Origin of the sequence: Azospirillum endophyticum (assembly GCF_016595245.1) — a bacterium.
Lineage (GTDB): Bacteria > Pseudomonadota > Alphaproteobacteria > Azospirillales > Azospirillaceae > Azospirillum > Azospirillum endophyticum.
The window spans coordinates 75,357-97,885 of the sequence record NZ_JAENHM010000028.1 but is presented as its reverse complement, the minus strand read 5'-3'; the positions used below and the strand labels follow the sequence as shown (position 1 = coordinate 97,885).

Genomic DNA, 22,529 nt, shown 5'->3' with positions numbered 1-22,529 from the left:
GCAGCCAGCGACCATGAGCATCAGCACCACCACCGGAAACCGCCCCGTCTCCCCGAAACGCCTGCCAAAGCTCCCTGGGGCGCCGCGCCAGCCGGGATGGTACATCCCCTGGATCTTCGTCGGCGTCTTCATGGTCGTCCTGGCGGTGAACGGGGTGATGGTCCATTTCGCGCTGTCGAGCTGGACCGGGATCGAGACCGAGAACCACTTCATCAAGGGGCTCGGCTACAACAACGATCTGGCCGGTGCCCGCGCCCAGGCGGAGCGCGGCTGGCAGATCCAGCCCGAATTCACCAGCACCGAACCGCGCAAGGGCCTGATCGCCATCACCGCCCGCGACAAGCAGGGCCAGATCCTGAAGGACGCCACCGTCACCGTGACGATGATCCGTCCGATCGCCGAGGGGCACGACAAGACCCTGTCGCTGCCCTATCTGGGCGAGGGCCGCTATGGCGCCCCGGTGGAGCTGGATCTGGAAGGCCAGTGGGACATGCGCTTCGTCATCACCCACGTCACCGGCGACTACCAGGACCAGAAGCGCGTCTGGGTGCAGTGACCCGGGTGCAGTGGCGACGGCGTGATGGCCGGCATTCTCCAAGGTGACGTTGAGATGACCGTCTGCCTCCATTGCGGACAAGAGCTGGGCGAAGGCGCACAGACCGGTACGATGAAGACCGGTACGATGACTGCCGGTGACGGCACGGGTCCCTTCTGCTGTACCGGCTGTGCCGCCGCCTACGACCTTGTCCGCGGGCTGGGGCTGGAGCGTTATTACGAGCGCCGCAGCGTCGATCCCACCGCCCGCCCGCTGCGCCCCGACGACGCTCCGGCGGTCGATTACGAACCGCATGCGCGCGACGAGGCCGACGGCAGCCGCAGCCTTCACCTGATGGTCGACGGCATGCAGTGCGCGGCCTGCGTCTGGCTGATCGAATCGGCGCTCAGCCGCCGGCCGGGCGTCGGCCATGCCCGCATGAACATGACCACGCGCCGGCTGACCGTGCGCTGGGATCCCAAGGCGACCGACGCCAACGCGGTGGTCGGCACCGTGGCGCAGCTGGGCTATCGCGCGGTGCCCTTCGACCCCGACCGGCTGGGCGGCGCCCAGGCCAGGAGCGAGAAGGAACTGCTGCGCGCGATGGCGGTGGCGGGCTTCGCCATGGGCAACGTCATGCTGCTGTCGGTGTCGGTCTGGGCCGGCCACAGCCAGGGCATGGGCACCGCCACCCGCGACCTGATGCACTGGATCTCGGCGCTGATCTGCATGCCGGCCATCGCCTATGCGCTGCGCCCCTTCGCGCGCTCAGGCTTGTCGGCACTGCGCCACGGCCGCACCAACATGGACGTGCCGATCACCATCGGCGTCCTGCTCGCCACCGGCATGAGCCTGTTCGAGACGATCCACAGCGGCGAGCACGCCTATTTCGACGGCGCGGTGATGCTGCTGTTCTTCCTGCTGATCGGCCGCTATCTCGACCAGCGGGCCCGCGGCCGGGCACGCTCGGCGGCGGAACAGCTGCTCGGCCTGCGCGCCAACGCCGTCACCATCCTGAACGAGGACGGCACCAGCGCCGTGGTGGCGCCGGAGCAGATCGGCATCGGGACCATCATCCTGGTCGCGGCCGGCGAGCGTATTCCCGTCGACGGGCGGGTGTCCGACGGCGTGTCGGACCTCGACACCGGCCTGATCACCGGCGAGACGGTGCCGGGCACCGCCCGGCCCGGCGATCAGGTCTTCGCCGGCACCCTCAACCTGACGGCGCCCCTGCGCCTGACCGTCACCGCGGTGGGGGAGGGCACGCTGCTGGCCGAGATCGTCCGGCTGATGGAGGTGGCGGAGCAGGGCCGCGCCCGCTATGTCGCCATCGCCGACCGGGTGTCGCGCCTCTACGCCCCCGTCGTGCATCTGGCCGCGCTGACCACCTTCGCCGCCTGGATGCTGCTGGGCGGGGTGGTGTGGCAGGACGCGCTGATGAACGCCATCGCCGTGCTGATCATCACCTGCCCCTGCGCCCTGGCGCTGGCGGTGCCGGTGGTGCAGGTGATCGCCAGCGGCCGGCTAATGCGCCAGGGCACGCTGCTGAAGAGCCCGACCGCGCTGGAACGGCTCGCCGCCATCGACACGGTGGTGTTCGACAAGACCGGCACCCTGACCGAAGGACGGCCGCTGCCGCAGCTCGGCGGGCTGCCGGCGGAGGATCTGACGCTGGCGGCCTCGCTGGCGGCGGCGAGCCGCCATCCGCTGGCCCGGGCGCTGGCCGCCGCCGCCCCGGAGGTTCCGGTTGCCCTCGGCGTGCGCGAGATCGCCGGTGCCGGCCTGTCCTTGCCGACGGCGGACGGCGAGGTGCGGCTGGGCAGCCGCCGCTTCACCGGTGCGCCGGCCGACGCCGAGGATGCCGCCGGTCCGGAGCTGTGGCTGGCCCGTCCGGGCGAGGAGCCGCGCCGGATCGTCTTCCTCGACGCCCCGCGCCCGGACGCCGCCGCGGTGGTGGCGGCGCTGAAGGCGCGCGGGCTGGAGGTGACGCTGCTGTCGGGCGACCGCAAGGGGGCGGTGGCGTCGGTGGCGGAGCGGCTGGGCATCGCCGACTGGCGGGCCGAGCAGACGCCGGCCGACAAGACCGCGGTACTGGCCGAACTGGCGGCACGGGGCCGTACCGTGCTGATGGTCGGCGACGGGCTGAACGACGCCCCGGCGCTGGCCGCCGCCGCGGTGTCGATGTCGCCCTCCACCGCGGTGGACGTCAGCCAGACCGCCGCCGACGTGGTGTTCCAAGGCCGGCTGCTGCGTCCGATCGTCGAGACGGTGGAGGTTGCCCGCCGGTCCGGCCGTCTGGTCAGGCAGAATTTCGGCATCGCGCTGGTGTATAACCTGTGCGCCGTGCCGCTGGCGATGGGCGGCATGCTGACGCCGCTGCTGGCGGCGCTGGCGATGTCGTCGTCGTCGCTGATCGTCATTCTGAACGCGCTGCGGCTGGCCCGCGGCGCCGTCGTCGAGGATCTTCCCGCGCGGGACATCGCCGTCCGGGAATTGCCGGGTAAGGATTCGGGTGATGGACGAGCTTCTCTATCTGATCGCGATCGCGCTCAGCCTGGGCGGTCTGGGGCTGGCGGCCTTTCTGTGGGCGCTGAAATCCGGCCAGTTTGACGACCTGGACGGGGCGGCCCATCGCGTCCTGTTCGACGACGATCTGCCGCCGCCCACCCGCAACGGGCGTGAAGCAGCCGACCCGGTGGAAGCCGCCCACGGAAAATAGTGCCAAATTTCATATGGGCAAAGAAAAGGTTGTATGCCTGCGAGGTTGCGATTCCTGGCGATTGGCACCAATATGAGCCCATGCGGAATGAAAGGCTGGGTTCCTCCATGCCACCCTTCGATACGGTCCGCGCTCGGGAAAAGAGCGCTGCGACGGAAATGAATCCCTGCGGTGCCTGTCCCGTGCGCAGCCTGACGGTGTGCGCCGCGCTGGAGCCGGAGGAGCTGCGCCGTCTTGCCGACATTCTGCAGAATGTGCGCATCGATGCCGGCCACACCCTGTTCGCCGAGGGGGACGCCTCCGACGCGCTCTACAACGTCACCTCCGGCACGGTGAAACTGTACAAGCTGCTGCCGGATGGGCGCCGCCAGATCACCGGCTTCCTGGTGACCGGCGATTTCCTGGGATTGGCCGTCAATGACAGCTATGCCTACACCGCCGAATCGGTGACCAGCGCGTCCCTCTGCCGCTTCCCGCGCAAGAAGATCGATGCGCTGCTGGAGGAGTTTCCCAAGATGCAGCGGCGCCTGTTCTCGATGGCGTCGAACGAGCTGGCCGCCGCCCAGGACCAGATGCTCCTGCTCGGCCGCAAGACGGCCAAGGAGAAGATCTGCTCGTTCCTGCTGATGCTGTCGCAGCGCGCCGCCCGCCGCGGCCACAAGGAAAACCCGGTCTTCGTGCCGATGAGCCGCGCCGACATCGCCGACTATCTGGGCCTGACCACCGAAACCGTCAGCCGCACCTTCACCCAGTTGAAGACCGTCGGCGTGATCTCGCTCCAGGAAGGCAACAAGGTCCTGATCGCCGACCTCGACGCGATGTACGACCTGGCCGAAGGGGCGTGACGCTCGAACTCGCGCTTTTGCGAGGGGCGGGCGTGTTTTGCAAGATCGACACGGATTTCACGGATGTTTCCCCGCAAGTCGTAGGCTTGCCGGGGAACGTCCGCTTTGGCAATCCATAGAAAAATCCGTGAAATCCGTGTCTAAATTCGTGTAATCCGTGTAAATCTTGCCGCCCGCGCCCACACGCCGGCAAGACTACAGCGCGAATTACCCGCGCCCAACCGGCCGCAGCTCGAACAGCAGCCACACCAGCATCGACACCACCATGATCGCGCCGGCCTGATGGGCGGCGGCGACGGGGATCCAGACCACGGTCAGCAGCGTGGCGATGCCCAGCGCGATCTGCAGCAGAACCATGGCGGCCGACGCCAGCGCGGCGCGGCCGGCGCGGCCGGGCAGGCCGGCATTCAGGACGCGGCCGGCCAGCACCAGCACCACCACGCCGGTCAGGATCGCCAGCACGCGGTGGATCAGCTGGATCGCCGCGGTGTTCTCGACCGGGTTGAGCCACCAGGGGGTCAGCGTGTTCACCTCCGGCGGGATCCAGTGGCCGGCCATCAGCGGGAAGGTGTTGTAGGCGAAACCGGCATCCGATCCGGCGACGAAGGCACCCCAGACGATGGTGACGGCGACCAGCCCCAGCGCCCAGCGGGCATGGCGGCGGAAGGACGCCGATTCCGGCCGCCAGCCCGCCAGCGGCAGCGGATCAAGCAGGCCGAGCGCGGTGCGCAGCAGCAGGGCGTAGATCAGGATGGCGGTGCCGAGATGCAGGGCCAGCCGGTAGTGGCTGACATTCGGCGAATCGACCAACCCGCTCTTCACCATGAACCAGCCGATGCCGCCCTGGAGACCGCCCAGCAGGAACAGGCCGGCCAGCTTCGGCCACAGCTCGGACGAGATGCGCCCCTGCATCCAGAAGCGCAGGAAGGGGATCAGGAAGACGAAGCCGATCAGCTGGCCCCACAGCCGGTGGAACCATTCCCACCAGAAGATCGACTGGAATCCGGCCAGATCCATGTGATTGTTGTAGATCCGGAACTCGGGCGTCGCCTTGTAGAGGTCGAAGACCCGGTTCCATTCAGCCGAGGACAGCGGCGGCAGAATGCCGATCAGCGGCTTCCACTCCACCATCGACAGCCCGGATTCCGTCAGCCGGGTGATGGCGCCGATCACGGCCATCGCCAGCACCATGGCGGCGCAGACCAGAAGCCAGACGGCGATGGGCCGGTTCGGGTTGGAAGGGGCGGCGGCGAGACGGTCGGAGGCAAAGGCGGTCAAGGCGGCATTCCGGAGCGCGGCGGTGGGATGTCCGCAAATGTGGGGCGAACCTCCCGTCCCGTCAAACGCCTCTTGTTCCGCCGGCCTGTCGGGAGAGCCCCGGAGCGCTGGTCGGCGCCGGTTCAGGCGGTGCCGTCGGCCGTGGTCACCCCGGCCCGGGTCTGCGCAGTCTGGCCCTGGAACAGCGCGGCCTCGGCGGCCCGGCGGGCGACGAGGCCCGGCAGCTTGGTCGGCTTGCCGTTGACCGTGGCATAGACCCAGCGGCCGAACTGGCCATCGGCCCCGGCATAATCGCCGGCGTTCAGCAGCTTCAGCAGGGTCGAGCTCTGCAGGCTGCCGGCGCCCAGGTTGAAGACGAAGGAGGACAGCGCGCCGCGCTGGTCGTCGTTCAGCGCCACCGTCACCAGGGCATCGACGTGGCCGGCCGCCGCGGTCAGGTCGGCGGCGAGGAAGGCGTCGGCCTGCTCGGCGGTGATGGTCTCGCCCATCGTGACGTTCGCGGTGTGGCCGTAGCCGATGGTGGGAACGCCTGCCGGGCAGAGATAGGCGGTGAGATAGAGCCCTTCGAAATGCTTCACGAGATCGACCGCTGCCTGACAGATCGGCTTGGTGGTCATGACTGGAAACTCCCGGCTGGCGCGCTGTACGGACGATCGCCGGCCGCATCGACGGTGATCCTATCCGGGATGCACGCGTAGCGGGAAGCATGGGTTGAAATTTGTCGCAACTGTCGAAAAACCGGAGCGGCGGATGTGCGGCAGGGCCGTCGGGCCGAGAGAGCCTCAGGGCGAGAGAGGCTGCGCGACGCCGAACAGCACGATCAGGGCGAACAGCAGCGCGAACAGCCCGGCGATGGTCGTGAATTCCAGAATCGCTTCCACCAGCCGGGTCTCGTGATCCTGCCAGTTCTCCGCTTTCCGCTTCGCCATCATCGCGTCCTCCGCCTCTCCAATGCCGGTATGCGTAAAATTTTACCGAATGGCGGAGGGTGGCGCTGTGATGGCAATCACAGGGAAAGGGGTCGGCACGGCCGTCCTGTCCGTGACCGTTTGAAGAAATCTTGATCCGACACGGGAGTGGATTGTGATGAAAAAATCGATTTTTCTCAATGGGTTATCAGATGGTGTGTTTGGGTGTGAACGGCATTTGCATCAATTTCCGCAACGAACCTCTTGAATCGGAAAACCGCTTCGATTAGCTGTCTGGCACTCGCCGGGCGTGAGTGCTAACAGCATCCGACCCGCGCCAATTCTCGTCAGTCAGAAACAAGCCTTGATCCAAGGAGGCATTCCCATGAAGTTCCGCCCGCTGCACGACCGCGTCGTCGTCAAGCGTCTGGAGTCCGACACCAAGACCAAGGGTGGGATCATCATCCCCGACACGGCCAAGGAAAAGCCGCAGGAAGGCGAGATCATCGCCGTCGGCCCCGGCGCCCGTGACGAGGCCGGCAAGGTCGTGGCGCTGGACGTCAAGGCCGGCGACCGCATCCTGTTCGGCAAGTGGTCGGGCACCGAAGTGAAGATCGAAGGCGTCGATTACCTGATCATGAAGGAATCCGACATCATGGGCGTCATCGAGGCCTAAAGACCTCCGCCCGTTCCCTTCGATACTCGACATTCAGAGGAATTGAGACATGGCTGCCAAAGACGTCAAGTTCGGCCCCTCCGCGCGCGAAAAGCTGCTGCGTGGCGTCGACATCCTCGCCGACGCCGTCAAGGTCACGCTGGGCCCGAAGGGCCGCAACGTCGTGATCGAGAAGTCCTTCGGCGCTCCGCGCATCACCAAGGACGGCGTGTCGGTCGCCAAGGAAATCGAGCTGGCCGACAAGTTCGAGAACATGGGCGCCCAGATGGTCCGCGAGGTCGCCTCGAAGACCAACGACCTGGCCGGTGACGGCACCACCACCGCCACCGTGCTGGCCCAGGCCATCGTCCGCGAAGGCGTGACGAAGGTCGCCGCCGGCCTGAACCCGATGGACCTGAAGCGCGGCATCGACATCGCCGTCGCCACCGTCGTCGCCGACATCCAGGCCCGCGCCAAGAAGGTCACGACCAACGACGAGATCGCCCAGGTCGGCACCATCTCCGCCAACGGCGAAGTCGAAATCGGCAAGATGATCGCCCAGGCGATGGAGCGCGTCGGCAACGAGGGCGTCATCACGGTGGAAGAGGCCAAGAGCCTGGACACCGAGCTGGACGTCGTCGAGGGCATGCAGTTCGACCGCGGCTACCTGTCGCCGTACTTCATCACCAACGCCGACAAGATGATCGCGGATCTCGAGAATCCGTACATCCTGCTGCACGAGAAGAAGCTGTCGGGTCTGCAGCCGCTGCTGCCGGTCCTGGAGTCGGTCGTGCAGTCGTCGCGTCCGCTGCTGATCATCGCCGAGGACATCGAGGGCGAGGCCCTGGCCACGCTCGTCGTCAACAAGCTGCGCGGCGGCCTGAAGATCGCCGCCGTGAAGGCCCCGGGCTTCGGTGATCGCCGCAAGGCGATGCTGGAGGACATGGCCATCCTGACCGGCGGCCAGGTCATCTCGGAAGACCTCGGCATCAAGCTCGAGAACGTCACCCTCGACATGCTGGGCACTGCCAAGAAGGTCGTGATCTCCAAGGAGACCACCACGATCGTCGACGGCGCCGGCGAGAAGGCCGACATCGAAGCCCGTTGCGGCCAGATCCGCGCCCAGGCCGAGGAGACCACCTCGGACTACGACCGCGAGAAGCTGCAGGAGCGTCTGGCCAAGCTGGCCGGTGGCGTCGCCGTCATCCGCGTCGGCGGTGCGACCGAGGTCGAGGTGAAGGAGCGCAAGGATCGCGTTGACGACGCCATGCACGCCACCCGCGCCGCGGTGGAAGAGGGTGTGGTCGCCGGTGGCGGTTCGGCCCTGCTGTATGCCGGCAAGGCGCTGGACAAGCTGGTCCCGGTCAACGACGAGCAGCGCGTCGGCATCGACATCATCCGCCGCGCCCTGCAGGCCCCGGTCCGTCAGATCGCCTACAACGCGGGCACCGACGGTTCGATCGTGGTCGGCAAGCTGCTGGACCAGAACGACGCCAACTACGGCTACGACGCCCAGAAGGGTGAGTTCACCGATCTGGTCGCCGCCGGCATCATCGACCCGGTGAAGGTGGTTCGCACCGCCCTGCAGGACGCGGCCTCGATCGCCGGCCTGCTGATCACCACCGAGGCGATGATCGCCGAGAAGCCGGAGAAGAAGGCTGCTCCGGGCGGCATGCCGGGTGGCATGGGCGGCATGGACGACATGGGCTTCTAATAGCCCGTCGTTCGACCGTTCGTCGGTTCGGGAAGGGGCGCCTCCGCAAGGGGGCGCCCTTTTCCTTTGGCGAATGGGGATCCCGGTTGTCGCATCCCGCCGTCCCGAAAAGTCTCAGCGTCAAAAAGTCCCAGGTTCGAAAAGCCCCAAGTTCGAAAAGTCAAGGTGAAGTCCGCCTTGCTTTGCCGCGGTCGCCTCCCAATAATCCGCCCCTCTCGCCGGCCCCCCCAGTGTGGGGCACCGGCCTCCGACTTCCGTATTTTTGAACGAGGGCTTGTTCCATGCGCTCCTTCGAGGGCCAGCATTCCGACAACGTCGCCATCAAGCGCAGCCGCGAGGAGAAACAGCGCCAGCTGGTTCAGCTCAAGGAACAGCTGGCGATGCTGAAAGCCCACGCAGCCCCCGCCATCCGTGAAGCGTTGGTCAAGCGCATCACCGAACTCGACGCCGAACTGCGCCAGCCCGCCAAGCCGCCGCGCGAGGGGCGGGAAGGCCGTGGCGAAGGTCGGGAGGATGCGCCGCGCCAGCCTCGCCGCGACTCCCGTGCAAGCGTCTTCCGCGCGGAAGACAGCACCGACCGCAGTGCCGCCCTGACCGCATCCAGCGTCTTCTCCTCGCCCCGCCGCCGCAGCTGAGGACGGACAGTTCGATGGCCACCGACCGCGCCGCCCCAGCCAAAGCTGCCCGTCTCGCCGATCAGGCTTGGCTGCTGATGATGCTGCCGCCCCTGTTCTGGGCGGGCAACGCGGTTCTCGGGCGTGCGGTCGCCGGGGCGGTGCCGCCCATCGGGCTGGCCTTCTGGCGTTGGTGCCTGGGCATGCTTGTGGTGCTGCCCTTCGCCTGGCCGCATCTGCGCCACGACATCACGCCGATCCTGGCGCGCTGGAAGAGCGTCCTGCTGCTGGGCACGCTCGGCATCGGCGTCTACAACACCTTCCAGTACATCGCGCTGAACGCGACGACCGCCCTGAACTGCGTGATGCTGCAGTCGTCGATGCCCGTGATGATCGTGCTGATGAGCCTCGTCCTGTTCCGCGACCGGATCGGGGCGATGCAGGGGCTGGGCATCGTCGTCTCGCTGACCGGCGCGATGACCCTGATCTCCCATGGCGACCCGGCGACGCTGTTGGGGCTGGAGCTGAATGCCGGCGACGTCTGGATGCTGGCGGCGGTGGTGATCTATGCCGCCTACACCACGCTGCTGCGCCGCCGACCCGCCATCCACGGCCTGAGCTTCGTCGTCGTCACCTTCGCCATCGGCGCGGTGGAACTGCTGCCCTTCTACGTCTGGGAGAGCCTCAGCGGGCATCCGGTCCAGGCCAGCGGCATCACGATGCTGGCGGTCGGCTATACCGTGCTGTTTCCATCCATCGCCGCCTATCTCTGCTTCAATCGGGCGGTGGAACTGCTCGGTCCCAACACCGCCGGTCTCGCCATCCATCTGGTGCCGGTCTTCGGCAGCCTGCTGGCCATCCTGTTCCTGGGCGAGCAGCTGCATCTCTATCATGGGATCGGCATTGCCCTGATCGCCGCCGGCATCGTCCTGGCCGCCCGCCGCCGAGCTTGAGCGACGCTGGAAAGTAGGCGGGAAAGAAAATTTCCAGCAAATATAATTTTCCTCTGTATCGATGAAATGATGCGAATTTGACGCTTTCGTCCTGGGTGAGTTAAAAATGAGTCGCAATTCCTCGACGGCGACTGGGTGCCCCATTGCAGGATTCGCGAAAATACTTCTGCTGCTCGCCGTCTGGTTTTGACGGATAGCGGGGTGTAGCGCGAGAATTGGGAGTCTTGTTGAGGGGTGCGCGCGTATAGTATCCCCGATATCCTTTTAGACAGCCCCGCTATCCCTCGCGCCAGCAGCGGTCAATAGGGGATGACCGCTAAAATGACGGCCATGATGACGGTCCGGCGCTGATCGGTCGTCATGTGGAGCCGGCGCTGTCCGCCGGTCCGATGTGGGGGAGGTCCCAAGATGCCCGTGCAAATGTCCATGTCCGCTCAGCCGCATACCGCCTGTCTCGTTCATATCGTCGACGGCGACCTGCTGTCGCGCAGCACGCTCTCGCGGGCATTGGGCGCCGTCGGGATCGCCTGCCGGGTCCACAGCACCGCCGCCGACGCGCTGGCCGTGCTGGGCACAGGGTCCTCCTGCATCGTCCTGCGCAGCGACCTGCCGGATATGACCGCGGTCGAATTCATGGCCGAGGCCTCGCTCCACGGTCACGACCTGCCGGTCCTGGTGGTGACCGAGCAGGGCGACGTCGACGCCGCCGTGGCTGCGATGAAGGCCGGGGCCGTGGACTGCATCGCCCATCCCTTCGGCATTCCGGCTTTCCTGGAGCGCCTGCGCGCCTGTCTGTCGTCGGGCAGCCCCCATGTCCAGCAGCGCGACCGCAGCCGTGATGCCGTCCGCCGGCTGGCTCTGCTGAGCCGCCGCGAGTCGGAGGTTCTGGAGTTGATCGTCGACGGCAAGCAGAGCAAGACCATTGCCTGGGAATTGGGCATCAGCATCAAGACGGTGGAGGTTCACCGCGCCCGCATCATGGAAAAGACCGCCTGCCGGTCGATCGTCGGGTTGGGCCGCCTTTGGGAATCGGCGGAGATGCTGCGCGGGCGGGAGTGGTCGCAGACGCTCCCGATCCGCCGGACCGCTCAGCCGGTGCTGATGGAGGCGGCGGCGTCCTGACCCGGCTCCGGATGCCGACCCCTCCCGACCATCGCCGACCTTGCCGGCTTCTTGAAGGATGGGCCACCGTCGGCGCCGATGGGTTGAAAAGTGCGAACGGTCGAGTCCTTTTCTTGGGTTTGACCAGAAGAGGATTGTAAAGTTCTGGAGAAGAGCAACCAGAACGCCGACAGGAGCGCTTCGATGTTCCCCGACCATGGTCACCGTCGCATCGCCGTGGCGTCGCCCGACGATATCGCTACGGCACGTCGGATAGCAGCGGAGCAGGCCGAGGGAGTGCTGGCCGCCGACGAGGCATCCCGGCTGGACCGCTTGGTGACCGCGGCGGCCGACCACGCGCTGGGCCGCCCGTCCGGGACGCTGCTGATCGCGCGGATGCGATCGGGGGCCGGCATCGAATGCTTGGCCTACGACCGTGATCCCGCCACGGCCGAGCTGCCGGTGTCCTCCGCCGAAGACGCTCCGCGCGGGTTGAGCGCTGCGCTGGACGCCGTCCGCACGCAGGCCGACCGTTTCCACATCCATGCCACTCCGGGGATCGGGTCGGCGCTGCTGGCCCGCGTCCTGCGGCTCGGTGCCGATGACGCGCCGCCGGACGATGCTCTGGCGCAGGCCGGGGCGGTGATGGTCGAACGGAGCGGGGGCAAGGCCGCCAGGGGCGGTCCCTTCCTCGACCATTGGTCCGTCACTTGCGCTCCCGCCCGGAATGGGGACGGTCCCTGCGGAATCGCGTTGATGATCGATGGCGACACGGCGGCCGATGCCGTCGACGCAGTTTCCGGGGTGGGGTCCGGGGCCGATTTCGCGGAGGATGGCGGCAAAGGCGACGGCCATTCCCCAGCTTCCCTCACCATGATGACACCGGAGGTGGTCCGGCAGGTGGAGGCGGTGGTCGGCGCCACGGTGCCCGGATTGCCAGCCCCCGTGGTGGTCAACGCCATCCGGCGCGACCTGAAGGGGCGGCCCGAGCTGGGGCTCTCCCACGACCGCACCCTGGCGCGGATCGGGCGGTCCGCCGTCGCGGTCCTGCGCTTCGACGCCGATGCGGTGGACTATACCGCGCTCGGCACCCTGGCCGGGGCGGTGGTGCGCCCGCAGGAGATCACGGCACTCGGCGCGCGCTGGGCAATGGTCGGCTTCAATCCGCTGGCCCCGGCCTCGGTCCATCTGCGGTGGGGACCGGGCGAGCATGTCGTGCTTTACACCGGCGGATGCGCCCGGCTGCCGGCGCTGTTCATTCACCGCCGCCTGCACGAGGTCGAGCCGACGCTGGCGGCGCTGGTCCTGCTGCGCGACGGCGTGGTGCGCGACGACGACCACACCATCCTGGTGCTGCGCAACCGCGCCGACCGCATGCCGGCCGTCCCGGCCGTCTGAGTTCGACGCAAGCTTCCCGATCAGCGCCAGCCGCGCGGTCCGCCGGGACCCCACCCACCACGCCCCCGGCCGGACCAGCCGCGGTCGCCATGCCAGTGGTCATGCCACGGACGGCCATAGTAGCCGGGTCTCACCACCACCGGCGGCGGTACCGCGTAGACGGTCGGCGGCGGAACCACCACCGGTTCGCTGTAGGCGGGATAATAGGGATCATAGGCGACGCAGCCGGACAGCGAGGCAGCACCCGCGGTCAGGAGCAAAGCGGTCAGTATGGTAGAGCGGATGGTGGGCATGGCCTTGCTCCCTGCCCAGGCGCACTGCCCGAGCTTTCTGTCTGGAAAAGACCTGAATCGGCGACGAAACCGGTCATCGGTACAAACACCCCGACCCGGCGGGCTATTCCATACCCCTTCGGCGCAATTCTCCCGGGGGAGCTGACTTCCCCCGGCAGATCGTCCATCGCGGATTCGGATGGGTGAAACAAGAACTATGAATTTCACATATCGGACCGGTACCGCCATCTTTCGTCTCGACTTCCTTCCCATGCTGAAGACGAGGCCATCATGAAAGCCATCGGTTACCGCAAGTCCCTGCCCATCGGTGATGCCGACGCGCTGATCGACGTCGAGATCGACCGCCCGACCCCCACCGGCCGCGACCTGCTGGTCCGGGTGGAGGCGGTGTCGGTCAACCCCGTGGACACCAAGCTGCGCCGCAACGCCTCCCCGGCCGAGGGCGACCTGCGCATCCTGGGCTTCGACGCCGCCGGTATCGTCGAGGCGGCCGGTCCGGACGCGACCCTGTTCCGTCCCGGCGATGCGGTGTTCTATGCCGGCTCGATCGACCGCCCGGGCACCAACAGCGAATATCATCTGGTCGACGAGCGCATCGTCGGCGCCCGCCCGGCCAGCCTGAGCGTCGCCGAGGCCGCCGCCCTGCCGCTGACCGCCATCACCGCCTGGGAAATGCTGTTCCACCGCTTGGGCCTGCCGCGGGATGCCCATGAGGGCAAGGGAGGCGAGGGCAAGTCGCTGCTGATCGTCGGCGGGGCCGGCGGCGTCGGCTCCATCGCCATCCAGCTGGCCCGACGGTTGAGCAAGGTCCGGGTGCTGGCCACCGCCTCGCGGCCGGAGACCGCCGACTGGGTTCGCGAATTGGGCGCCCATGACGTGATCGACCACAGCCGGCCGATGGCGGAGCAGGTGAAGGCGCTGGGACTGGCCGGTGTCGATTACGTCTTCTCCACCAACGCGACCGACCGCCATTTCCAGGATCTGGTCGAGCTGGTGGCGCCTCAGGGCCATATCGGCCTGATCGACGATCCGGAGCCGATCGACGTCCGCCTGCTGAAGCGCAAGAGCGTCTCGCTGCATTGGGAGCTGATGTTCACCCGTCCGCTCTACCAGACCGACGACATGATCGCCCAGCACGAGCTGTTGACCGAGGTGTCGCGGCTGGTCGACGCCGGCACGCTGCGCACCACCCTGACCGAAACGCTGGGCCGCATCGATGCCGCCACCCTGCGCAAGGCCCATGCCCTGATCGAGTCGGGCAAGGCCCGTGGCAAGGTGGTGCTGGAGGGCTTCTGATCCGCGTTCCCCGGCCCGCTCCTACCCTGCGAGGGCGAGCGGCGGGCGGGCCGGGCGCAGGGACGACAGGCTGTCCAGGATGAAGCCCACCAGCGGTTCGGCGAGGCGGCTGTTGCGCGCGGTCTCGCCGAAGACCGCCATTTCGACGTCGCCCAGTTCGGGCAGGCCGTCCTCCGCCCCCAGCCGGCGCACGCCGTCGGGCACCGAGGACTCGCTCAGCACCGCCACGCCCAGCCCGGCGCGGACGGCGGCCTGCACCCCCATGACGCTGGCGCTGGTATAGACCACCCGCCAGGGCCGCCCGGTCTCGCCCAGTGCCGCCAATCCGCGGTTGCGGAAGACGCAGGGCGCCGGCAGGGCGCAGAAGGGCAGGGGGCCGTCGGCCGGGATCTCCAGCCCAGGGGCGGCGATCCAGCGCATCGGCTCGGTCCAGATGACCCGGCCGCGGCTGTCGCCCGCATCGCGGCGGGAGATGACGAGGTCCAGTTCACCCCCATCCAATGCCGACACCAGATCGCTGCACAGGCCCACCCGCACGTCGATGTGCAGGCGCGGGTGCAGCTTGGCGAAACGTCGCAGCACATTGGGCAGATGGTCGGACAGGAAATATTCGGCCACGCCCAGGCGCAGCTCGCCCTCCGCGGCCGGCTCGGCGAAGCGCCGCACCGTCTCATCGTTCAGGTCGAGCAGGCGGCGGGCATAGCCGATCAGCAATTCGCCGTCCTGGGTCAACGCCAGCGATCGGCTGGTGCGCTCGAACACCCGGCGGCCGAGGACATCCTCCAGCTTCTTGATCTTGACGCTGACCGCCGACTGCGTCCGGCCCAGCCGTTCGGCCGCTGCGGTAAAGCCGCCGGCCTCCGCCACGGTGACGAAAGCGCGCAGCGCGTCGATCTCCAGATCGGGCAAGGGCATGGGGATGCATTCCGGATAATCATCAATCTGCAGAATGCTATTCGATATGTTCATGAATTGCGAGTGGGGCATTGGGGCAAGCGGCGGCCCGGCCGTTGAAGCGCGGTGGGGGCGTCCTCATTGTCAGCCTTCCGGGCCTCGCCGCCCGGATGCCTGACGATCTTGTGGAGAGAGACGCCCGATGACCCGTTTTTCCGCTCCGGCCGGCAGTCTGGCCCTTGCGCTTGCCGCTGCGGCGCTGCTCGCCGGCTGCCAGATGCCGGGCCTCATGCCGCCGCCGCAGCAGACCGCCGCGCTTCCTCCGCCCGCCGCGCCCAAGCCGCCGCCGGAGGCCCGCGGCATCTGGATCGTCGGCAGCCCGGCCCTGCGCGGCACCATCGATCAGGCGGCGGTCAACTATGCCGGCGGTCCCGACACCAAGCCGCACCTTGATGCCCACGGCACCGCCGCCGGCTTCCGCACCTTCTGCGGCGGTGTCGGGCTGGACCATCCCGACATGGTCGCCGCCGACCGGCCGATCACCGCCGCCGAGTATCAGCGCTGCCGCGCCGCCGGCATCACGCTGACCGAATACGGGTTCGGGCCGAAGCGCTTCGTCTACGTCAAGGATTCGCACATGATGGCGGTTCCCGGCGTCAGCGACTTCGTCACCAGTTGGAGCCAGAGCGGCAAGCCGGTCAGCGCACCGACGGCAGGGAGTTGATGGGCCGGGAGTTGAGGCGCGCAGGGAAAGCTTCACTCTCTTTTCCCTTTCACAGGGCCGCTCCATGAGCGGCCCTTTTCCTTGTCGCGGATTTTGCGCGAGAGCGGGACAAGACGATCAATTTAATGGAAATAAATCCATTATAGTGGAATCCTGGCTTGATCGCCGATGGCACTGCATTGGCGACGTGAGCCGGAGAAGCGAACCATGACACACGCCATACGGGCGGCGACGGATGCCGACCTTCCTGCAATCCTCGCCATCCTGAACGAGGCCATCCTCAACACCACGGCGGTATGGAGCCTGACGCCGACCACGCTGGAGCAGCGCCGTGCCTGGATGGCGGAGCGTCGGGCGAAGGGGATGCCGGTGCTGGTTTCCGAGCTTGACGGCACCGTGGCCGGTTTCGCGTCCTACGGCGAATTTCGCCCCTGGGAAGGCTACAAGCACACCGTCGAGCATTCGATCTATGTGGATTCGACAATGCGGGGCAGGGGGATCGGGCGAGGTCTGCTGGCTGCCCTGCTGGACGATGCCAAGCGCAACGGCAAGCATATGATCGTCGCAGGCATCGAAGCGGAAAACACCGCGTCGATCCGTCTGCATGCCGGTTTCGGTTTCGTCGAAGCCGGTTGCCTGCGTCAGGTCGGCCGCAAGTTCGACCGCTGGCTCGACCTTCTGCTCCTGCAAAAGCAACTGGCCGCGTGAACGCTCACCCCGCCGCGAACAGCCCGCCCTCGTCGGGGGCGTCGGCTGCATCAGCGGTATCGGCGGCATTCGGGTCGCCCAGCGCGGTTTCCCAGCCGAGCGCCGGCAGGGTGATGGCGCGGGTGTTGCCGAGGCCGCTGCGGCTGGCGATGAAGCCGCGCTGTTCCATGTAGGTCAGCAGGCGGCGGCCGCGACCCTTGGACCGGCTGCCGCAGGCGCGCGCCACGTCGGCGTCGGACGGGCAGGGGGCATGGTCCAAGGCGGCGCGGGCCAGCATCAGGAAGACCGGCTGGATGTCCTCCGCCAGGGTGGCGGCGACCTCCGTCGCGCGCTGCCAGGCGGGATCGTCGCCGCTGCCGGCCCCGGCGCGGGCGGTCGCCAGACGGCGGCGGAAGGCGGGCAGGGCCAGCCGGTCGCCGTCCACCCCGCGGCCCCGGCAGCGCACCAGGAAATCCTGGTACAGCACGGCCAGCGAGCGGTAGGGCGCCTCCGGGTCGGCCAGCACCTCGGCCAGCACACCGTCGTACTGGGCCTCGCGCTCGGCCGCCTGTTCGGGCGTTTCCTCCGGCTCCAGCGGCAGCAGGGCGGGTTGGTCCTCGTCGTCGGCATCGTTGCCGGGCGACGGCGGCGGAACGGCGGTCCGGCCGCGCGCCAGCTGCGCCATCAGGTCGGCGCTGGCCGAGGTGGAGGGGCGGCGCACGTAGCGCGGCGGCTCCGGCCCGGTCGTGGTGAAGATCAGGTCGCGCGCGTCCTCCACCGGGGTGGCGGGGGGCGGCATCAGGGTCGGGCTGCCGGTGCGGCCCTGGGTCTCCACCGCGCCGATGCGCAGCGGCAGCGGCCGGCGCGACAGGGCGGGGCCCAGCGCGATGAAGTGGCCGCGCTCCAGGTCGCGGAACATCTCCGCCTGCCGACGCTCCATGCCCAGCAGGTCGGCGGCACGCGCCATGTCGATATCGAGGAAGGTGCGGCCCATCAGGAAGTTGGAGGCCTCGGCCGCGACGTTCTTCGCCAGCTTCGCCAAGCGCTGGGTGGCGATCACCCCGGCCAGCCCGCGCTTGCGCCCACGGCACATCAGGTTGGTCATGGCGCCGAGCGAGACCTTGCGCGCCTCGTCCGACACCTCGCCGGCGGCGGACGGGGCGAACAGCTGCGCCTCGTCCACCACCACCAGCATCGGATACCAGAAATCGCGGTCGGCATCGAACAGCCCGCCCAGGAAGGCGGCGGCGTGGCGCATCTGCATTTCCGAGTCCAGCCCTTCCAGGTTCAGGACGACGGAGACGCGGTGCTGGCGGACGCGGGCGGCGACGGATTGCAGCGACGCCTCGCTGTGTTCGTCCGCCTCGACCACCACATGGCCGAAACGCTCGGCCAGCGTGACGAAGTCCCCTTCCGGATCGATCACCGCCTGCTGCACCCATTGGGCGCTCTGTTCGATCAGCCGGCGCAGCAGGTGCGACTTGCCGGAGCCGGAATTGCCCTGGACCAGCAGACGGGTCGCCAGCAGCTCCTCCAGGTCGAGCGTCGCGGCGCCGCCCGCATTCGTCGCCCCCATGTCGATGCCGACCTTCATGCCGCTCGCCTCCCGCTCACCCGAACCGCCCCGTGAAGAAGGGGGGCTCTCCTATAGCGCAGGCGGGCGCGGCGATACGAGGATTCGATTCGGGACAGGCGGGCCAGGGCCGGGCGGCCATTCTCCGGTCGATTGAACGGGGAGGGCCTGGATGACCGCTCCGGTGGTGGGGCGGGTCTTGCGGCGGAGGACGGTTTGACCATATTGTTGCGGACAGGAGGGTGCGGTGCCTGCCGCACCCCCCGTCCGGTCCGGTTACTTCAGCAGATCGAGGATCGCCTTGATCAGCTGAAGCACCAGGACCAGGAGTACGAGTGTCTTTTCCACTCGGTGCTCCTCGGTAAGTGGGACGCGGGCGGTGGCCACTCCGCCGCCCGGTTCCCACGCCTGCATGCATAGCGATGCGCAGCGGGGTGGACAATGCGTATTCCACCATGCCGTGCGTTCATGGCCCGTCGATCAACTCAAATTCCAGGCTTGCTCGCTCTCCCGACTCTCCGGCGGGTGATCTCGTCGCACAACAACGTGACGCTGCGGTCATGAAACCGCAAACAAGCTCTGTTACAAACGAGTGCTGATTCTATGCGGGACCGGCGCTGGCGGACCGAGCGATGACTGTGCTGACCACGACTAAAGCCGGAGCCAATTCCGGGAGGGCGGAAAGCGACCGTGCCGGGTCCTATGGCGCGGGCTGGACCGCCATCGGCTCCGCGGACGGCGCTGCCGAAGCGTTTGACTGGGCATCGGCGGTCGGTGCCCTGCGCTACGCCTTCCAACCCATCGTCCAACTGCGGTCCGGCCGCTGCCATGGCTATGAGGCTCTGCTGCGCGGCTTCGAGCGCACGAGCTTCGCCAATGCCGGTGCGTTGCTCGACGCCGCCGAGGCCGCCGGACTGCTGGCGACGGTGGAGACCGCGCTGCACGCCAAGGCGGTCGCCGCGTATCGCGCGCTGGCGGGCTGGAGCGAGTCGAAGCTGTTCCTGAACCTCGACGCCCGGCTGATCGGCCATCCCGACTCGCCGTGGTTCACCCATGACCCGGCAGCCTCGCGCAACAGCGGCATCGTGCTGGAACTGTCGGAAAGCCGGCCGGTCGCCAGCGGCGTCGCGGTGGACGCGGCGGTCGACCGCTATCGCCAGAACGGGACCGGCATCGCCATCGACGATTTCGGCGTCGGCCATTCCGGCCTGCGCACGCTCTACGAGGCACGGCCGGATTACGTGAAGATCGACCGCTTCTTCATCGCCGGCATCGACGCGGACTCGCGCAAGCGGGGGCTGGTGGCGGCGCTGGCCGGCCACGCCCATGCGCTGGGCATCCAGATCGTGGCGGAGGGGGTGGAGACCGCCACCGAGTTCTACACCTGCCGGGATCTCGGCTGCGATTTCGCCCAGGGCTTCCTGATCGCCCGGCCGCGCGCCGACCTGACCAGCCTGCCGAACCGCTATCCGGTGGTCGAGGAGCTGAACCGCAAGGATCGCCGACAGCCGAGCGAGTCGCACCGCCGCCTGTCGGAGGTGATCGAACGGCTGCCGCCGCTGCGCGCCAATTCGCGCAAGACCGAGCTGCTGGACTATTTCCGGCGCGAGGGCAGCGCCCCCATCGCCCCGATCATCGACGAGCATGACCGGCCGCTGGGCCTGATCCGCGAACGCGACCTGAAGCGCTTCGTCTACTCGCGCTTCGGCGGGGAGTTGCTGCGCAACCGCGGCCTGGGCGACCGGCTGGACGACCTGGTCATCCGCTCGCCGGTCTGCGACATTTCCACCCCGCTGGACCGGGTGATCGAGGCCTTCTCCACCGAATCCGCCGCCGACGGCATCGTGATCGTCGAGGGGGGCGCCTATGCCGGCGTGCTGTCGAGCGGAGCGCTGCTGCGTCTGGTGCACGAACGCAATCTGGCGATGGCGACCGACCAGAATCCGCTGACCCGGCTGCCCGGCAACGCGGCGATCCTGCGCCATATCGAAGGGGCGCTGGCCGACGACGGGCGCGTCCATGTGCTGGCCTACCTGGATTTCGACAACTTCAAGCCCTTCAACGACAATTTCGGCTTCCGTCAGGGCGACCGCGCCATCCTGATGTTCAGCGAGCGGCTGAAGGCCTGGGCCGGCAGCGCCGGGGCATCCAGCGACGCCGACGCCTTCGCCGGCCACATCGGCGGCGACGACTTCTTCCTCGGCGTCAGCGGCGGCGAGGAGGGCGAGGTGCTGGCTCGGCTGGCCGAACTGCTGGCGCTGTTCCGGTCCGACGCCGAGAGCCTGTACGACACCGAAACGCGGGTCAGCGGCGGCTTTCTGGCGAAGGACCGCTACGGGGCGGTCCGGCGCTTCCCGCTGCTGGCGGCCAGCGGGGTGGCGGTGGTGATCCCGCCGGGTCCGCATGGGTTGACACCCGACGCCATCAACGCCGCCATCGCCGACCACAAGGCCGCCGCCAAGGGGGCGGAGGACAAGCTGTGCGTGGTGCGGCTGGTGCATTTAGCTCCCTCTCCCGCCCCGGGAGAGGGAAGGGGCCCATGCGGAGCATGGGAAGGGTGAGGGGCATTCCAAGAAGCCATGCGCTTCTGGACTCTTGGATTTCCCCTCACCCTCCCCCCGCCTTTGGCGCGGGTCCCCTCCCTCTCCCGGGGCGGGAGAGGGCGATTACCACTTGATGCAATTTCTTTTTTTGCCTTCCCTCACGCGTAATCCCGGAAGCTCTCCGCCGTCGCACGGTCGTAGCCTTGGCTGGCGCGCAGCAGTTGCAGGGTGTAGGGCTCGCGCGCCGCGCCCCGGCGCAACTCCTCGACGGTCATCTCCTCCACCAGCCGGCCGCGGTTCATCACCGCCAGCCGGTCGCACAGGTTGGCGACGACCGCGAGGTTGTGGGTGACCAGCACCAGGGTCAGGCCATGCTCCGCCCGCAGCCGGCGCAGCAGGTTCAGGATCTCCGCCTGGACCGACACGTCGAGCGCCGAGGTCGGCTCGTCCAGCAGCAGGACCCGCGGTTCCAGCACCAGGGCGCGGGCGATGGCGACGCGCTGGCGCTGGCCGCCCGACAGCTGGTGCGGGTAGCGGAAGCGGAAGGCGGGGCCGAGCCCGACGTCGCGCAGCACCCGGACGATGCGGGCGTCGGCATCGCCCAGCCCATGGATGGCGATGGGCTCGGCCAGGATGCGGTCGACGGTGTGGCGCGGGTGCAGCGAGCCGTAGGGGTCCTGGAACACCATCTGGCAGAGCTTGTAGAAGCCCCTCGGCCGTTTCGCCCCCTGCTCCGTGCCGGCGACGGCGATGCGGCCGGTCCACTCGTCGTTCAGGCCGCTGACCGCCCGCAGCACCGTCGATTTGCCGGAGCCGGATTCGCCGACGAGGCCGAAGCTCTCCCCCTCCCGCACCGACAGGGTGACGCCGTCCACCGCGGTGACGGCGTCGGCGCCCTGGCCGAAGCGGATCTGCAAATCCTGGATGTCGATCATCATCCTCAGGCCTCCAACCCAGCCGTCAACCAGGCCGGATCGCGGCTCAGCACCGGCAGGTCGCCCGGCGGTTCGCCGATCCTCGGCAGGCTGGCGAGCAGGCCGCGGGTGTAGGGGTGGGTCGCCGTGTGCAGTTCCGACGCGCGGCAGCTCTCCACCACCCGGCCAGCATACATGATCAGGATGCGGTCGCAAAAGGAGGCCACGAGGTTTAGGTCGTGGCTGACGAAGATCATGCCCATGCCGCGCTGGGAACACAGGTCGTCGAGGATCGCCAGCACCTGCATCTGCACGGTGACGTCGAGGGCGGAGGTCGGCTCGTCGGCGATCAGCAGGTCGGGGCCGGGAATCAGCATCATGGCGATCATGATGCGCTGGCCCATGCCGCCCGACACCTCGTGCGGGTAGCGGTCATAGACCCGTTCCGGGTCGCGGATGCGTACGGCGGCCAGCATCTCCAGCGCGCGGCGCTTCGCTTCGGCCGCGCCGGCGTGGCTGTGGACGCGGTAGGCCTCGGCGATCTGGCGGCCGACGGTCATCACCGGGTTGAGCGAGTATTTCGGGTCCTGCATCACCATGGCGATGCGCCGGCCGCGGATGTCGCGCAGGCGCCTGGGCGATGCCGCCAGCAGATCCTCGCCGCGGAAGGCCAGCCGGTCGGCGCTGACCCGGCCCGGCGGCGGCACGAGGCGCAGGATCGAGCGGCCGGTCATCGACTTGCCGGAGCCCGACTCGCCGACGATGCCCAGTTTCTCGCGGCCCAGGGTGAAGGAGACGCCGCGCACCGCCTCGGCCATGCCGGTGCGGGTGGGGAAGGCGACGCGGAGGTTGGAGACCTCGAGGAGGGGAGCGTCGTCCGTCATT

The 22,529-nt window shown here is 68.2% G+C and carries 22 protein-coding genes; 14 read left to right on the top strand and 8 right to left on the bottom strand.

Annotation, left to right across the window (positions count from 1 at the left end; all coding sequences use genetic code 11):
- Nucleotides 1–13 precede the first annotated feature (13 nt).
- From JHL17_RS09285 to JHL17_RS09270, 4 genes are all read left to right on the top strand, one after another.
- A complete protein-coding gene (locus JHL17_RS09285) occupies nt 14–556 on the top strand; it encodes a FixH family protein (protein WP_200192339.1) in 543 nt (180 codons plus the stop codon).
- 54 nt (nt 557–610) lie between these two features.
- Nucleotides 611–3,145, top strand: coding sequence for a heavy metal translocating P-type ATPase (locus JHL17_RS09280; protein WP_200192337.1), 2,535 nt, complete (start codon nt 611–613; stop codon nt 3,143–3,145).
- Nucleotides 3,051–3,254 (top strand): cbb3-type cytochrome oxidase assembly protein CcoS, encoded by a 204-nt coding sequence (ccoS, locus tag JHL17_RS09275; protein ID WP_200192335.1) that lies wholly within the window; start codon nt 3,051–3,053, stop codon nt 3,252–3,254. The genes JHL17_RS09280 and ccoS overlap by 95 nt, the downstream gene beginning before the upstream one ends.
- A gap of 182 nt (nt 3,255–3,436) precedes the next feature.
- On the top strand, nt 3,437–4,099 hold the full coding sequence (locus JHL17_RS09270; protein WP_345773776.1) for a Crp/Fnr family transcriptional regulator: 663 nt from the start codon (nt 3,437–3,439) through the stop codon (nt 4,097–4,099).
- 207 nt (nt 4,100–4,306) lie between these two features.
- Here JHL17_RS09270 and JHL17_RS09265 read toward each other — a convergent pair whose 3' ends face one another.
- The 3 genes from JHL17_RS09265 to JHL17_RS09255 form a co-directional block, all read right to left on the bottom strand.
- Complete coding sequence (locus JHL17_RS09265) at nt 4,307–5,377, bottom strand: COX15/CtaA family protein (protein ID WP_200192333.1); 1,071 nt, start codon at nt 5,375–5,377, stop codon at nt 4,307–4,309.
- Nucleotides 5,378–5,499: 122 nt separating this feature from the next.
- Nucleotides 5,500–5,994: a lysozyme gene (locus tag JHL17_RS09260; RefSeq protein WP_200192330.1), complete on the bottom strand. Its 495-nt coding sequence runs from the start codon at nt 5,992–5,994 to the stop codon at nt 5,500–5,502.
- A 165-nt stretch (nt 5,995–6,159) separates the two neighbouring features.
- Nucleotides 6,160–6,309, bottom strand: coding sequence for a hypothetical protein (locus JHL17_RS09255; protein WP_200192328.1), 150 nt, complete (start codon nt 6,307–6,309; stop codon nt 6,160–6,162).
- Nucleotides 6,310–6,670: 361 nt separating this feature from the next.
- Between JHL17_RS09255 and groES the strand changes: the two genes are divergently transcribed.
- From groES to JHL17_RS09225, 6 genes are all read left to right on the top strand, one after another.
- Nucleotides 6,671–6,961, top strand: a complete 291-nt coding sequence (groES, locus tag JHL17_RS09250; protein WP_014248860.1) for a co-chaperone GroES — start codon at nt 6,671–6,673, stop codon at nt 6,959–6,961.
- A 49-nt stretch (nt 6,962–7,010) separates the two neighbouring features.
- Complete coding sequence (groL, locus tag JHL17_RS09245) at nt 7,011–8,654, top strand: chaperonin GroEL (RefSeq protein ID WP_200192326.1); 1,644 nt, start codon at nt 7,011–7,013, stop codon at nt 8,652–8,654.
- 281 nt (nt 8,655–8,935) lie between these two features.
- Entirely contained in the window at nt 8,936–9,289 is a 354-nt protein-coding gene (locus JHL17_RS09240) for a hypothetical protein (RefSeq protein ID WP_200192324.1), read from the top strand.
- A gap of 14 nt (nt 9,290–9,303) precedes the next feature.
- Nucleotides 9,304–10,221 carry a DMT family transporter gene (locus tag JHL17_RS09235; protein WP_200192322.1) on the top strand — a complete coding sequence of 306 codons (918 nt, stop codon included), beginning with the start codon at nt 9,304–9,306 and terminating at the stop codon, nt 10,219–10,221.
- A gap of 420 nt (nt 10,222–10,641) precedes the next feature.
- Nucleotides 10,642–11,343 (top strand): response regulator transcription factor, encoded by a 702-nt coding sequence (locus JHL17_RS09230; protein WP_247893422.1) that lies wholly within the window; start codon nt 10,642–10,644, stop codon nt 11,341–11,343.
- Between the two features lie 183 nt (nt 11,344–11,526).
- Nucleotides 11,527–12,720, top strand: coding sequence for a hypothetical protein (locus JHL17_RS09225; protein ID WP_200192318.1), 1,194 nt, complete (start codon nt 11,527–11,529; stop codon nt 12,718–12,720).
- A gap of 20 nt (nt 12,721–12,740) precedes the next feature.
- On the opposite strand, the gene JHL17_RS09220 is transcribed toward JHL17_RS09225, so the two are convergent.
- Nucleotides 12,741–13,013, bottom strand: a complete 273-nt coding sequence (locus JHL17_RS09220) for a hypothetical protein (protein ID WP_200192316.1) — start codon at nt 13,011–13,013, stop codon at nt 12,741–12,743.
- Between the two features lie 270 nt (nt 13,014–13,283).
- Between JHL17_RS09220 and JHL17_RS09215 the strand changes: the two genes are divergently transcribed.
- Nucleotides 13,284–14,309 carry a zinc-binding alcohol dehydrogenase family protein gene (locus JHL17_RS09215; protein ID WP_200192314.1) on the top strand — a complete coding sequence of 342 codons (1,026 nt, stop codon included), beginning with the start codon at nt 13,284–13,286 and terminating at the stop codon, nt 14,307–14,309.
- Nucleotides 14,310–14,330: 21 nt separating this feature from the next.
- Here JHL17_RS09215 and JHL17_RS09210 read toward each other — a convergent pair whose 3' ends face one another.
- Nucleotides 14,331–15,224 carry a LysR substrate-binding domain-containing protein gene (locus JHL17_RS09210; protein ID WP_200192312.1) on the bottom strand — a complete coding sequence of 298 codons (894 nt, stop codon included), beginning with the start codon at nt 15,222–15,224 and terminating at the stop codon, nt 14,331–14,333.
- A 181-nt stretch (nt 15,225–15,405) separates the two neighbouring features.
- Between JHL17_RS09210 and JHL17_RS09205 the strand changes: the two genes are divergently transcribed.
- Together JHL17_RS09205 and JHL17_RS09200 are read left to right on the top strand one after the other, a co-directional pair.
- The gene (locus tag JHL17_RS09205; protein WP_200192311.1) at nt 15,406–15,927 is read left to right on the top strand and encodes a substrate-binding domain-containing protein; all 522 of its coding nucleotides are present in this window, start codon (nt 15,406–15,408) and stop codon (nt 15,925–15,927) included.
- Between the two features lie 207 nt (nt 15,928–16,134).
- Complete coding sequence (locus tag JHL17_RS09200; RefSeq protein WP_200192309.1) at nt 16,135–16,635, top strand: GNAT family N-acetyltransferase; 501 nt, start codon at nt 16,135–16,137, stop codon at nt 16,633–16,635.
- Nucleotides 16,636–16,639: 4 nt separating this feature from the next.
- On the opposite strand, the gene JHL17_RS09195 is transcribed toward JHL17_RS09200, so the two are convergent.
- Entirely contained in the window at nt 16,640–18,208 is a 1,569-nt protein-coding gene (locus tag JHL17_RS09195; RefSeq protein WP_200192307.1) for an ATP-binding protein, read from the bottom strand.
- A gap of 611 nt (nt 18,209–18,819) precedes the next feature.
- Between JHL17_RS09195 and JHL17_RS09190 the strand changes: the two genes are divergently transcribed.
- The gene (locus JHL17_RS09190) at nt 18,820–20,748 is read left to right on the top strand and encodes a GGDEF domain-containing protein (RefSeq protein WP_211113364.1); all 1,929 of its coding nucleotides are present in this window, start codon (nt 18,820–18,822) and stop codon (nt 20,746–20,748) included.
- Nucleotides 20,749–20,888: 140 nt separating this feature from the next.
- On the opposite strand, the gene JHL17_RS09185 is transcribed toward JHL17_RS09190, so the two are convergent.
- Both JHL17_RS09185 and JHL17_RS09180 read right to left on the bottom strand, forming a co-directional pair.
- Entirely contained in the window at nt 20,889–21,668 is a 780-nt protein-coding gene (locus JHL17_RS09185; RefSeq protein ID WP_200192305.1) for an ABC transporter ATP-binding protein, read from the bottom strand.
- A gap of 2 nt (nt 21,669–21,670) precedes the next feature.
- Entirely contained in the window at nt 21,671–22,528 is an 858-nt protein-coding gene (locus JHL17_RS09180) for an ABC transporter ATP-binding protein (protein WP_200192303.1), read from the bottom strand.
- Between the last annotated feature and the right edge of the window lies 1 nt (nt 22,529).

Excerpts from the sequence above, each read along its gene's own strand:
- JHL17_RS09180 (WP_200192303.1), bottom strand. The coding sequence starts at position 22,528 with ATGACGGACGACGCTCCCCTCCTCGAGGTCTCCAACCTCCGCGTCGCC.
- JHL17_RS09235 (WP_200192322.1), top strand. The coding sequence starts at position 9,304 with ATGGCCACCGACCGCGCCGCCCCAGCCAAAGCTGCCCGTCTCGCCGAT.
- JHL17_RS09195 (WP_200192307.1), bottom strand. The coding sequence starts at position 18,208 with ATGAAGGTCGGCATCGACATGGGGGCGACGAATGCGGGCGGCGCCGCG.
- JHL17_RS09205 (WP_200192311.1), top strand. The coding sequence starts at position 15,406 with ATGACCCGTTTTTCCGCTCCGGCCGGCAGTCTGGCCCTTGCGCTTGCC.
- JHL17_RS09255 (WP_200192328.1), bottom strand. The coding sequence starts at position 6,309 with ATGATGGCGAAGCGGAAAGCGGAGAACTGGCAGGATCACGAGACCCGG.
- JHL17_RS09260 (WP_200192330.1), bottom strand. The coding sequence starts at position 5,994 with ATGACCACCAAGCCGATCTGTCAGGCAGCGGTCGATCTCGTGAAGCAT.
- ccoS (WP_200192335.1), top strand. The coding sequence starts at position 3,051 with ATGGACGAGCTTCTCTATCTGATCGCGATCGCGCTCAGCCTGGGCGGT.
- JHL17_RS09225 (WP_200192318.1), top strand. The coding sequence starts at position 11,527 with ATGTTCCCCGACCATGGTCACCGTCGCATCGCCGTGGCGTCGCCCGAC.
- JHL17_RS09185 (WP_200192305.1), bottom strand. The coding sequence starts at position 21,668 with ATGATGATCGACATCCAGGATTTGCAGATCCGCTTCGGCCAGGGCGCC.
- JHL17_RS09215 (WP_200192314.1), top strand. The coding sequence starts at position 13,284 with ATGAAAGCCATCGGTTACCGCAAGTCCCTGCCCATCGGTGATGCCGAC.
- JHL17_RS09280 (WP_200192337.1), top strand. The coding sequence starts at position 611 with ATGACCGTCTGCCTCCATTGCGGACAAGAGCTGGGCGAAGGCGCACAG.
- groES (WP_014248860.1), top strand. The coding sequence starts at position 6,671 with ATGAAGTTCCGCCCGCTGCACGACCGCGTCGTCGTCAAGCGTCTGGAG.
- JHL17_RS09200 (WP_200192309.1), top strand. The coding sequence starts at position 16,135 with ATGACACACGCCATACGGGCGGCGACGGATGCCGACCTTCCTGCAATC.
- JHL17_RS09210 (WP_200192312.1), bottom strand. The coding sequence starts at position 15,224 with ATGCCCTTGCCCGATCTGGAGATCGACGCGCTGCGCGCTTTCGTCACC.
- JHL17_RS09220 (WP_200192316.1), bottom strand. The coding sequence starts at position 13,013 with ATGCCCACCATCCGCTCTACCATACTGACCGCTTTGCTCCTGACCGCG.
- groL (WP_200192326.1), top strand. The coding sequence starts at position 7,011 with ATGGCTGCCAAAGACGTCAAGTTCGGCCCCTCCGCGCGCGAAAAGCTG.
- JHL17_RS09190 (WP_211113364.1), top strand. The coding sequence starts at position 18,820 with ATGACTGTGCTGACCACGACTAAAGCCGGAGCCAATTCCGGGAGGGCG.
- JHL17_RS09240 (WP_200192324.1), top strand. The coding sequence starts at position 8,936 with ATGCGCTCCTTCGAGGGCCAGCATTCCGACAACGTCGCCATCAAGCGC.
- JHL17_RS09285 (WP_200192339.1), top strand. The coding sequence starts at position 14 with ATGAGCATCAGCACCACCACCGGAAACCGCCCCGTCTCCCCGAAACGC.
- JHL17_RS09230 (WP_247893422.1), top strand. The coding sequence starts at position 10,642 with ATGTCCATGTCCGCTCAGCCGCATACCGCCTGTCTCGTTCATATCGTC.